Consider the following 11,728-nt stretch of genomic DNA (forward strand, 5'->3'; position numbering starts at 1 on the left):
CATGGCCGACACCGCGCTCGAAACGTTTCTGAAGCGCGACCGCGTCATCGTCGTGGTCTCGCTGTTGGCGCTGACCGGGGTTACCTGGCTCTACATCCTTTGGCTGGCAGCCGGCATGGATGCCATGGCGGTCATGCCGCCCTCAGGCGATGGCATGAGCGGCGACATGACCATGGATATGGGCACGGGTGACGACATGGACATGTCGCTGGGTGCCATGGCGTCGATGGCCGAAGTTACCCTCCGCCCCTGGAGCGCTTCGACCTTCGCCTATGCCTTCGTCATGTGGGCGGTGATGATGGTCGGCATGATGACGCCTTCGGCGACGCCGATGATCCTGCTCTACGCCCGCGTTGGGCGGCAGGCGGCGCTTGACGACAAGCCGTTTGCCGCCACCGGCTTCTTTGCCGGTGGCTATCTCTCCGCCTGGGTCCTGTTCGCGGCTCTGGCAACGCTCGGGCAATGGCTGCTGGAGGCCGCTCTGCTGCTGACACCGATGCTGGTGAGCGCCAGCCGCATCCTCAGCGGTATCATTCTGATCTCGGTCGGGTTGTTTCAATGGACGCCGCTGAAGGACGCCTGCCTGAGGCAGTGCCAGGCGCCGCTTATGTTCATTCAAAACCATGGCGGCTTTCGCCGCGATGCCGGCGGCGCCTACCGGCTCGGCCTTCTCCACGGTCTTTATTGCGTCGGCTGCTGCTGGGCGCTGATGGCGCTGCTGTTCATCGGCGGCGTGATGAACGTGCTGTGGATTGCGGCGATCGCCATTTTCGTGCTTGCCGAAAAGGTCGTGCCCGGCGGCCGCATGCTGTCGCGCATCGCGGGCGGTCTGATCGTCATGGCCGGGCTGTGGCAGCTTGCGGCCATGACGTGATCCTACAGCGCCGCGCGTCTTATTAGACGCGCAAAGGTCGCTGTAGCACTTTGAATTGCTGCATGTTTTTATCCTTAAATCGGATAGGATTTAAGGAAACATGCAGTAGAGGTAACCGCTGAGCGTCAGTCGCTCAGCGTGTCGAAGAAATCCTTCATCCGGGCGAAGAAGCCGGCGGATTCCGGATTGTTGTCCTTGGAGGAAATCTGCTCGAATTCCTGCAGCAGTTCGCGCTGACGCTTGGTCAGCTTTTGCGGCGTCTCGATCTGCATCTGGATGTAGAGATCGCCGGTCTGGCTGGAGCGCAGCACCGGCATGCCCTTGCCCTTCAGGCGGAACTGCTTGCCGGCCTGGGTGCCCTCCGGCACGGTCACGCGCGACTTGGTGCCGTCGAGCGTGGTGACGTCGAACTTGCCGCCCAGCGCCGCCGTCGTCATCGAGATCGGCACGCTGCAATAGAGATCGGCGCCGTCGCGCTGGTAGAACTCATGCGGCTTGACCGAGAGGAAGATGTAGAGATCGCCCGCCGGTCCGCCACGCAAGCCCGCTTCCCCTTCGCCGGAGAGCCGAATGCGGGTGCCGTCTTCGATGCCGGCCGGAATATTGACGGAGAGCGTACGCTCCTCGGTGACGCGGCCTTGGCCGTGGCACTTGGTGCAAGGGTCGGTGATCGTCTGGCCGCGGCCGCCGCAGGTCGGGCAGGTGCGCTCGATCGAGAAGAATCCTTGGGCGGCGCGTACGCGGCCGGAGCCCTGACAGGTTCCGCAGGTCTTCGGGCTGGTGCCGGGCTTGGCGCCGGACCCGGTGCAGACATCGCAGGTGATCGAGGTCGGCACCCGGATCTGCGCGGTCTTGCCGGAATAGGCCTCTTCCAGCGAGATTTCCATATTGTAGCGCAGATCGGCGCCGCGCTCGCGGCCACCCGATGAACGCCGCTGGCGCCCGCCACCCATCATCTCGCCGAAGATGTCTTCGAAGATGTCGGAGAAACCGCCGGCGCCACCGGCGGCGCCGCCAAAGCCGTTGCCCATGCCGCCCTGCTCGAAGGCCGCGTGGCCGTAGCGATCATACGCCGCGCGCTTCTGCGGGTCCTTGAGCGTCTCGTACGCTTGGTTGATTTCCTTGAAGGTCTTTTCCGAGGCGGCGTCGCCGGGGTTCTTGTCCGGATGATACTGCATCGCCAGTTTGCGGAAGGCGCTCTTCAGCTCCTTCTCATCCGCGTTCTTGGCAACGCCAAGCGTTTCGTAAAGATCACGTTTCATTCTTCAAAGATTGTCCTGTTGACAAGGCGTGCCAGCGCGGGGGCCCGGCGGCTGCCTGGTTACCTTGCCAAAGGATTTAGTAAACCTTGAAGCGCGATACCATAGCCCATCGGGCCGCGGACGCGGTTTTTTGTCGGAAAAATGACGTTTCTGCCGGTCTAGCGCCTGGCCAACTCGATTTGGCGCCCGCTCCCGCCTGCGACGCTGCCCTGTGGTGGCGGTTTCAGCAACGCGTGGTTCACGCGACTTCCCCCATCAACAGCCACCCGGCGCGAGCCCCTGAGGGACAAAGAACAACAAAAAAGCCCGGGTCACCCCGGGCTTTTCCGTCATTAGGAGAGAGCGACTTAGGCCGACCGCTTGCGGTCGTCTTCGTCGTTGACTTCTTCATAATCCGCATCGACGACATCGCCGTCGCGGGCGGCGTCAGCGGCGGCGTCCGCATGGGCGGCGTCCGTCTGCTGAGCCTCGTAGATCGCCTGACCGAGCTTCATGGAGACTTCCATCAGCGTGTTGGTCTTGGCCTTGATGTCTTCGGCGTCCGGCTCGGAAGCCTCGACAGCGGTCTTCAGCGCGGCAATGGCGTCGGAGATCGCGTTGCGGTCCGCTTCCGAAACCTTGTCGCCATAGTCCTTCAGCGACTTTTCCGAAGAATGGATCAGGCTTTCTGCCTGGTTCTTCGCTTCCACGCCTTCGCGGCGCTTCTTGTCGGACTCGGCATTGGCTTCGGCGTCCTTGACCATCTTCTCGATGTCGGCGTCGGACAGGCCACCGGATGCCTGGATGCGGATCTGGTGTTCCTTGCCCGTACCCTTGTCCTTGGCCGAAACCTGCACGATGCCGTTGGCGTCGATGTCGAAGGTCACTTCGATCTGCGGCATGCCGCGCGGTGCCGGCGGAATGCCGACGAGGTCGAACTGGCCGAGCAGCTTGTTGTCGGCAGCCATTTCACGCTCACCCTGGGAGACGCGGATCGTCACGGCCGACTGATTGTCGTCGGCGGTCGAGAAGGTCTGCGACTTCTTGGTCGGGATCGTCGTGTTGCGTTCGATCAGGCGGGTGAAGACACCACCGAGCGTTTCGATGCCGAGCGACAGCGGGGTCACGTCGAGCAGCAGAACGTCCTTGACGTCGCCCTGCAGAACGCCGGCCTGGATCGCAGCACCCATGGCCACGACTTCATCCGGGTTCACGCCCTTGTGCGGCTCCTTGCCGAACAGCTGCTTCACGGTTTCCTGGACCTTCGGCATGCGGCTCATGCCGCCGACGAGAACGACTTCGTCGATTTCGGCAGCCGAAACGCCGGCGTCCTTGAGTGCTGCCTTGCACGGCGCAACGGTGCGCTGGATCAGGTCGTCGACAAGCGCTTCGAACTTGGCGCGGGTCAGCTTCATTGTCAGGTGCTTCGGACCGGAAGCGTCGGCCGTGATGAACGGCAGGTTGATTTCGGTCTGCTGCGATGAAGACAGCTCGATCTTGGCCTTTTCGGCAGCTTCCTTGAGGCGCTGAAGAGCAAGCTTGTCGTTCTTCAGGTCGATGCCCTGTTCCTTCTTGAATTCGCCGGCGAGGTATTCGACGAGACGCATGTCGAAGTCTTCACCACCGAGGAAGGTGTCGCCGTTGGTCGACTTCACTTCGAAGACGCCATCGCCGATTTCGAGAACCGAGATATCGAAGGTGCCGCCGCCAAGGTCGTAGACGGCGATCGTCTTGCCGTCCTTCTTGTCGAGGCCGTAGGCGAGCGCAGCTGCGGTCGGCTCGTTGATGATGCGCAGCACTTCAAGGCCAGCGATCTTGCCGGCATCCTTGGTTGCCTGGCGCTGGGCGTCGTTGAAGTAGGCCGGAACGGTGATGACGGCCTTCTCGACCTTTTCACCGAGGTAGGATTCGGCCGTTTCCTTCATCTTCTGAAGGATCATGGCGGAGATCTGCGACGGCGAGTAGTCCTTGCCGTGCGCTTCGACCCAGGCGTCGCCATTGTCGGCCTTGGTAATCTTGTAAGGCACCATCGCCTTGTCTTTTTGCGTGGTCGGATCCTGGAAGGTGCGGCCGATCAGGCGCTTGATCGCAAAAAGCGTGTTTTCCGGATTGGTGACCGCCTGGCGCTTGGCCGGCTGGCCAACGAGACGTTCGCCGTCTTCGCTGAATGCCACCATCGAGGGGGTCGTGCGCGCGCCCTCGGCATTTTCAATGACCTTCGCATCTTTTCCGTCCATGACGGCGACGCAGGAGTTGGTCGTTCCCAAATCAATACCAATAACTTTAGCCATGTCGTTCTCTCCTTGCAGCGGACTGTCGGAACCCGGTCAGGCATTCGTGAGACAGTCCCTAACGGGATGGTCTTTGGATTTCTTCGCAGCGGTGGCTGCGCCGATGCGGCGTATATAAGGACCGGCGTTTCGGACTGCAAGGCATTCTGCGGGGCGATTGGGGGCAAAAGCAAGCCTGCGTTTTGGCACGCGGCGGACAATAGCCGCTCGGCCCGCGGCCGGGAGGGCGCCAAAGCGGCAGGACGGCGCTGTTTGCGCCGCCTCAGCCGCCCGTCAGGATATCGAAAAGCGTCGTGCGCTTGGTGGCGCCGGTGGTCTCGCCGACATCGGCCGGCGGCACCATGCCGCCGTTGCCGTCAGGCAAGGGGCGGGTCTGCTGCACGGCGATCGAACCGTCGACGCCGACCGGCGGTTCCGGAAACGCGTTCGGGTCGCCGGAAAGAACGTCTCCCGTCGCGGCAGGCGGTGCGCCGCCGTCGTCGAAGACCGGCTGCACCCCGGTGGTGCCGAACAGCGGCGAGGGCGAAAGCCCCTCATGCGCAGCGATCATGAAATCGTGCCACGCCCTGGCGGGCAGGCCGCCGCCGGTGACCTTCTTCATCGACTTGCCGTCGTCATTGCCGAACCAGACGCCGGTGGTGAGGTTAGAAGTGTAGCCGACGAAAAGCGCGTCGCGAAAGGATTGCGTGGTTCCGGTCTTGCCGGCCGCCTCCCAGCCCTTCAGATGCGCCTTCTTGCCGGTGCCGTTGGTCAGCACCCGCACCATCATCTGGTTCATTTCGCTGACAATGGCCGGATCGAGCACCCGCGGCGGGTTGTCGTAGGTGTTTTCGTAAAGCACCGTGCCGTCGGCCTTCGAAATCCGGCGGATGACATGCGGCGTCGCCTTGAAGCCACCGTTCATGAATGGGGCATAGGCCGAGGTCAGCTCGACGAGGCTCACTTCCGAGGTGCCGAGCGCGATCGAGGCATTGGCCTGCATCTCGGAATCGATGCCAAGGCGATGGGCCACCTTCACCACGTTCTGCGGACCGACCTCCATCACCAGCTGGGCGGCGATGGTGTTCAGCGAGTTGGCGAGCGCGTCGGCGAGCGTGACTTCGCCGCGGTATTTCTGGTCGTAGTTCTCTGGCGTCCAGTTGCCGATCCTGACCGGGCCGTCGTTGCGGATCGACATCGGCGTCCGGCCGATCTCGAGCGCTGCGGCATAGACGAAGGGCTTGAAGGCCGAGCCCGGTTGACGCTTGGCCTTGGAGGCGCGGTCGAACTGGCTTTCGGCATAGTCCTTGCCGCCAACCAGCGCGCGGATGGCGCCGGTGCCGTCGATCGACACGAGGGCCGCCTGCGAGGCGTCGAGCTTGGCGCCGTCGGCAGCAAGCGTCGCGCTGATCGCTTCCTCCGCCTTCTTTTCCAGATTGAGGTCGATGGTGGTGTCGACGATCAGATCTTCCTTGACGTCGCCGATCATGCCGGGAAGTTGGTCCATCACCATGTCGGCAACATAGTGTTCGGCACCCGACCAGTAGCTCTTGGCCTTGGTCGGCGCTTGCGACATCGCCGTCTTGATCTCGCTGTCGGTGACGAAGCCTTCCTCGCGCATGGCACCGAGCACGACCTGGGCGCGCTCTTCAGCCGCCTTCGGGTCACGGGCGGGTGAGAGGCGCGACGGCGCCTTCAACAGGCCTGCCAGCAGCGCCGCTTCGCCGAGGTTCACGTCGCGCGCCGATTTGTTGAAGTAGCGTCTCGATGCTGCCTCGACGCCATAGGCATTCGAGCCGAAGAACACCCGGTTGAGGTACATCGCCAGGATCTGGTCCTTGGAGTATTTCTGCTCCAGCCAGAAGGCGAGCAGCACTTCCTGAACCTTTCGCTCCAAGGTCCGCTCCGGCGACAGGAACAGGTTCTTGGCAAGCTGCTGGGTCAGCGTCGAGCCGCCCTGAACCATCCGACCGGTGGTGATGTTCGTCAGCATGGCGCGGGCGAGGCCCAGCGGGTCGACGCCGAAATGCGAATAGAACCGGCGGTCCTCGATGGCGATCACCGCCTGCGGGATATAGGGCGACATGTTTTCGAGCGACAGCGCTTCGCCGCCGGTCGTGCCGCGGTTGGCGATGATGTCGCCATTGACGGAAAGGATCTTGACGTTGGGCGGACGCTCGGGGATCGACCAGCTTTCGGCGCTCGGCATGCGCGCGCCATAGTAGAGCACGAGACCGCCGACGCCCATCGCCCCCCAGATGCCGAGCACGATGCACCAGTAAAACAGCGTGCGCACCAGGCCGATGAAACCGCCGCCATTGCCGGAGCCGCGTCGTGTTCCGCCGCGCTTGCTGCGTTGGGCTTTCTTCTTGGGGGGAGGACCCGATTTGCTACGGGTCGGTTTGCGGCCGCCGCCGGTCACGCGATCGCTGGCCTCGATGCGAAAATCGTCATCGTCGTCGTCCGGGCTGCCGCCGAACGAGGGTTCGATCCGTTGTCCTGACTTGCCGCTTGCTGCCATGCCGTTTGGATTTACCCCTCATGCCGCATCGCGGGCGCCAGTCGTTCGCCCCAGTGGCGAACGCAATCTCGAAGGCGGGGGAGAGTTGATCGATCGACCCGCCATGGCGATGCGGTGAACTTTAAATGCGGCAATTTAAGGGGGGGTTAAAAACCGAATTGTAAAATATGCATGGTCTTCAACAACTTGCCGGATTTGACCTCACGAGGCGTTTCCGCTTCGTTCGCCCAATGCCGCCCTTTCGGAATCCGTGAGTAGTTTGAGCGGGCGAGGCGCATGGAAATAGATACCCAAGACCTATCGAGCGAAGCCACTCTCACACGCGGCTTTTGGCATCTGCGGCAGCCGGTCCGTTCGGCCGAACGAAATCTGTGACGCACGCGACACCGGCGACCGCAGAGGAGTCGGCCATGGGAGCGGCCGACGCGTATGATCCGGCATTGGATCTGTGTCGATCCCGAGCCTATTCCGCGGCCTTTTCATCCTGCACCACGCGATCAGTCTTTTTCAGCAGCACCATTTCTTCGGATGCCGGCTGGCTTTCCGTCGTTGTGCTGGCGGTCGTTGTTGCGGTGTCGATCGCTGCGTTGGTTTTGGCGTGATAGGCGCATTCGGCAAATGCCGCGGAGGCGGACAGGCCGGCGGCGGCCAGAGCCACTAGAAGTGTCTTCATGATCTTCTCCTTCTCGCTCGCAGGAAAATCCTAACCCGCAACGCGATCCGCCCGAAATCACGATTTTGTTTCGGGCGCGCTGCGTCGGGCGCGGGGGATAGATCGTAGGCTGTTGTTCTACTCGATCGAACTCCGAAGCGGTGTTTCGCCGACGAGCTTCGCCTGCTTGCTGAGATCCGGATCGGTGTACTCGTAGAGCCACTGGCTGTAGGGCAGTTGCAGCAGGACGGTCTTTGCCAATTTGTCGGTGGCTTTCGCATCGCAGTCGCGTGCCGGATGCGCCTTTCGGGTGCACATCGCCTGCGGGCTATCGACCAGGCGATAGCCGTGGCCCTGGAAAACCAGCGCTGTCATCGCAGTCAACTTGTAAGAGCCGGGCGGCAGAACAACCAGGCGCAGGCTGGCAAGCCAGGTCGTCAGAATCAGGAGAACGATGATCGCAGTCGGGATCTGGAGCAATAATTTCATGAAATGACCTGCAATTCCTAGGTGCAATGGCCTCTAAGGAAGCACAGAACGGTGGCATGTCGAGAAAGATGTGCTTTCGTCATCGTGTTATCTTTGGTTGTGGTTTACAACCTGTAATATTAGTTAGCCTTAATAAAGGCAACCATTAAGGGTCGGTTGCGCCGATTTCAGAAGCAAATTGTGCGGCGCAACAAATTCGCCCTTGAAAATATTGCGGCGCATGATTATTGTAAGACTTATCGAAGCGCTGCACCTCCTCCCGCGGCGCCCGATGCGGATCGGTGGCACTCCTCCTCCCAGTCACCGGTCAAGTTTGAGAGCCCCGTGCACCTCCTCCCGCACGGGGCTCTTTTCATGTCTGGACCCTTGCGCACCTGACAAAATCGCCTGAACGGTGGCGCAGATTTTACTGGTCCTGTAGATCCTGCGGGTGTATCGGCGCGGTCATGGGCTCCAAGGCAAACGGCTATATCTACGCGCTCCTCGCCATCGTCATCTTTGCGATCCAGGACGGCATCTCCAAACATCTCGGCAGCATCTATCCGCCGGTCTTCGTGGCGATGATCCGCTATTGGGCCTTTGCCCTGTTTGCCGTGGCGCTGGCCGCCCGGGCAACGGGCGGGCTCAAGGTCACCGCGGCCACCAGGAGGCCGCTGCTGCAGGTGCTGCGTGGGCTGCTGCTGCCGCTGCAGATCGTCATGGTGATCACGTCTTTCACGCTGGTGGGGCTGGCGCATTCCCAGGCTATCCTTGCCGCGACGCCGCTGTTTGTGGCCCTCCTGTCGATGCCGCTTCTCGGCGAGCGCGTCGGCTGGCGCCGATGGCTGGCGATCTCGATCGGGCTTGTCGGCGTTCTCCTGATCCTGAAACCGGCCGAAGGCCTGTTCGAGATGGCATTCCTGTTGCCCTTGGCAGCAGCATGCGTCTTTGCCCTCTATGTCATCGTCACGCGGCTGGTCAGCCGCGACGATCCGGCGATGACGAGCTTCTTCTATACCGGTGTCGTCGGTGCGCTGGCGATCAGCCTTGTCGGTCCGTTCTTCTGGACGACGCTGTCGCCTCCGGATTGGGGCTGGATGCTGCTCTTATGCATCACCGGAACATCGAGCCACTATTTTCTCATCCGCGCCTATGACGTTCTGGACGCGGTCGCCGTCCAGCCCCTGACCTACCTGCAACTGGTCTTCGCCTCGGTCATGGGCGTCAGCATTTTCGGCGAGACGCTCACCACCAACATGATTGCCGGTTCGGTGCTCGTGGTTGCGGCCGGCATCTTCACGGTCTGGCGCGAACGGGTCGTTGCCCGCCGCAAGGCCGGCCTGCCGCCGAGCTGATCGCGATATCGATATTTTGGCGAATCCTGCTTTGGCTTCGCCTTGATGTTGTGCTCGGTTGGCTGCTGCAAAAGCCGATGAGGAGGAATGCCATGAAGTTTCCGTCCGCCACCGCGCTGGTGCTTGCCACGCTCGCCGTGAACTCCGAAACGCTGGCGCAGGACAATGTCGGCTATATCGACGACCGCTCGGATGGTGCCGCCCTCGTTCGCTCGCTCTATAACGCCATCAATCGCAAGGAATATGCGCGCGCCTACGGCTATTTCGGCGAGACGAAACCGGTCGGCGGATACAAGACCTTCACGCGCGGTTATGACCGCACCGTTTCGGTCGAAGTCAAGCTCGGCAAGGTGAAGACCGAGGCGGGCGCCGGCAGCATCTATTCGGCGGTACCCGTGGCGGTGAAGTCGATCGAGAAACGTTCGCGCGTGCGGTTCTTCGCCGGCTGCTATGTGACCCGCATCATCAATCCGTCGCTGCAGGTACCGCCGTTTACGCCGTATCAGATCGAAGCCGCGCGCCTCCGGGAAGTGAAGGGACCGCTGGAGACGGCCCTGCCGACCGTCTGCAACGCGCCCTGACGGCCTTCACTAAATAGGGCCGCGCCGCTCCGCCAGGAACCGGGACCGTTCGAAGATGAAGATCACGGCGAGCGCCATGATGAATGGAATGACGAGGTAGAGGATCCGGAAGATCGCCAGCGCTGCCAGCACGTCTGCCGGATCCATTTCCGGCAGTGCAGCGATGAAGACCAGCTCCAGCACGCCAAGTCCGCCCGGCGCGTGTGACAGCAATGCCGCCGAGAACGATGCCAGAAAGATCCCGAGAACGACGATGAAGCCCGGATTGCCGGCTTCCGGCAGGGCGAAATAGATGATCCCGGCCGCGCCGATCAGCTCAACCGGCGCGATGACCAACTGCCGCGCCACGATCGACGGCTTGGGATAATGCAGATGGAACCAGCGTGTCCGGATCGACGGGAAACCGACGAGGCTGCCGATGACATAGAGTGCGATCGCCAGCAGGATCAGCACGCCCGTCGTCAATGACATCTCGACCGGCAGGAATTCGGCGAACCGCTCGATGATCTCCGGTTTCACCAGAAGCACGATCGCCGAGAGCATCAGGGTGCCGAGCGCGAAGGTGAACGAGCAGAAGGCGACGAGCACCCCGACTTCGCCTGGTGTCAGTCCTTTCGATCGGTAGGCCCGGTAGCGCACGACAGCGCCGGAAAAAACGGAGGCGCCGAGATTGTGCGAAAGCGCATAGGTGGTGAACGAGCAGACGGTGATGAACCACAGCGAGATGCGGTGGCCGAGGTGATCGAGCGCCAGCCGGTCGTAGGCGGCAAGCGCTGCATAGGCGACCAGCGTCGCGCCGATCGCCAGAAGCCAGCTTTTCATCGAAATCGCCGTGAAGCTGGCGACGAATTCGTCCAGCGAGAGACCGCTCAGCTCGTGATAGAGCGCATGTACCGAAAAGATGATCGCGGCTAGCCCAACGATGGGCCAGAAATACGCGCGCAGCCTGCTCATACCGGCGTCGCGATCGCTGCAGCAAACCTGGCCGAAGGCTCCGTTGACGGCGTCGTCTCTATCTCGCGACGCATCTGTTCATGAAAGCAGCCGCGGTCGCGGCTCCAGCCCGTCACAGTTTCGCGTCCGCAACGCGACGTCTCGGTCCTCACACTTGCCAATGATCCAATTTCCCATTCTGATTTGTTTTGCAAAAGGGAAGCATCGAAGGCCGGGCAGGTCAAGGATCGATGCCCTGGCAGAGGCCGGTGTTTGGTCAAGAAATCGCGAAGACGACACGGTAAAACGGAGGCGGGCAGATGCAGAACGACGAGGATAAGCCGATCGAGCCGGTCTTCCGCAATGGAACCGTGACGGTCGTCGGCGTGGTGCTGTCGTTTTCGCTGGGCTTTCTCACCCAGTGGGCGGCCAATCCGGTGCCGTGGAATATGGGCGATCTTCCCGCCGTCATCCTGTTGGCGATCGGCATCCTTTTGCAGATGCATGCGCTCTGGGATTTTCTCCAGCTGCGCTCGCTGCAGCCGAAAATCTACGATCAGGCGACGCGCATCTTCTTCATCGGCGTGGTGGTTACCGGCAGCGGCGTATTCGCAGCGCTGATTGCCGACTTTGTCGTGATGATCTCGAACGCGGCGTGATCGTCGTGGCGGGGGACCCGCCACGACGTCGTTTACCTTAGCACGCCATATTTGGCGCGCGGCGCTGCAATATCAGGCGGCAAGCGCGTTCAGGATGCGGATCCAGGAACGAATGCCCTTGTGATAGGAATGCCGCTCATACTTCTCGTTGGGCGGAAGGATGCGGTCGTCCGG

10 protein-coding genes are annotated in these 11,728 nt (G+C 61.9%); 4 read left to right on the forward strand and 6 right to left on the reverse strand.

The window, feature by feature from the left end; all coding sequences use genetic code 11:
• Window position 1 precedes the first annotated feature (1 nt).
• The gene (locus tag AC244_RS30210; RefSeq protein WP_053252521.1) at window positions 2–874 is read left to right on the forward strand and encodes a DUF2182 domain-containing protein; all 873 of its coding nucleotides are present in this window, start codon (window positions 2–4) and stop codon (window positions 872–874) included.
• A 125-nt stretch (window positions 875–999) separates the two neighbouring features.
• On the opposite strand, the gene dnaJ is transcribed toward AC244_RS30210, so the two are convergent.
• The 5 genes from dnaJ to AC244_RS30235 form a co-directional block, all read right to left on the reverse strand.
• Complete coding sequence (gene dnaJ / locus AC244_RS30215) at window positions 1,000–2,136, reverse strand: molecular chaperone DnaJ (protein WP_053252522.1); 1,137 nt, start codon at window positions 2,134–2,136, stop codon at window positions 1,000–1,002.
• A 347-nt stretch (window positions 2,137–2,483) separates the two neighbouring features.
• Window positions 2,484–4,406 (reverse strand): molecular chaperone DnaK, encoded by a 1,923-nt coding sequence (gene dnaK, locus AC244_RS30220; RefSeq protein ID WP_053252523.1) that lies wholly within the window; start codon window positions 4,404–4,406, stop codon window positions 2,484–2,486.
• A gap of 262 nt (window positions 4,407–4,668) precedes the next feature.
• A complete protein-coding gene (locus AC244_RS30225; protein ID WP_053252524.1) occupies window positions 4,669–6,906 on the reverse strand; it encodes a transglycosylase domain-containing protein in 2,238 nt (745 codons plus the stop codon).
• 463 nt (window positions 6,907–7,369) lie between these two features.
• Window positions 7,370–7,579 carry a hypothetical protein gene (locus AC244_RS30230; RefSeq protein WP_053252525.1) on the reverse strand — a complete coding sequence of 70 codons (210 nt, stop codon included), beginning with the start codon at window positions 7,577–7,579 and terminating at the stop codon, window positions 7,370–7,372.
• A gap of 117 nt (window positions 7,580–7,696) precedes the next feature.
• Entirely contained in the window at window positions 7,697–8,047 is a 351-nt protein-coding gene (locus AC244_RS30235; RefSeq protein WP_152976173.1) for a hypothetical protein, read from the reverse strand.
• A gap of 446 nt (window positions 8,048–8,493) precedes the next feature.
• On the opposite strand from AC244_RS30235, the gene AC244_RS30240 reads away from it, so the two are divergent.
• Both AC244_RS30240 and AC244_RS30245 read left to right on the forward strand, forming a co-directional pair.
• Window positions 8,494–9,381, forward strand: coding sequence for a DMT family transporter (locus AC244_RS30240; protein ID WP_053252527.1), 888 nt, complete (start codon window positions 8,494–8,496; stop codon window positions 9,379–9,381).
• A 92-nt stretch (window positions 9,382–9,473) separates the two neighbouring features.
• Entirely contained in the window at window positions 9,474–9,962 is a 489-nt protein-coding gene (locus AC244_RS30245) for a hypothetical protein (RefSeq protein ID WP_053252528.1), read from the forward strand.
• Between the two features lie 9 nt (window positions 9,963–9,971).
• Here the strand turns inward: AC244_RS30245 and AC244_RS30250 are convergent, their stop codons facing one another.
• Window positions 9,972–10,916, reverse strand: a complete 945-nt coding sequence (locus AC244_RS30250) for a lysylphosphatidylglycerol synthase transmembrane domain-containing protein (RefSeq protein WP_053252529.1) — start codon at window positions 10,914–10,916, stop codon at window positions 9,972–9,974.
• 299 nt (window positions 10,917–11,215) lie between these two features.
• Here AC244_RS30250 and AC244_RS30255 point away from each other — a divergent pair, with 299 nt between their 5' ends.
• On the forward strand, window positions 11,216–11,554 hold the full coding sequence (locus tag AC244_RS30255) for a hypothetical protein (protein ID WP_053252530.1): 339 nt from the start codon (window positions 11,216–11,218) through the stop codon (window positions 11,552–11,554).
• Window positions 11,555–11,728: the final 174 nt, after the last annotated feature.

Origin of the sequence: Ensifer adhaerens, from assembly GCF_001270265.1 — a bacterium.
Classification (GTDB): Bacteria; Pseudomonadota; Alphaproteobacteria; order Rhizobiales; family Rhizobiaceae; genus Ensifer; species Ensifer adhaerens_B.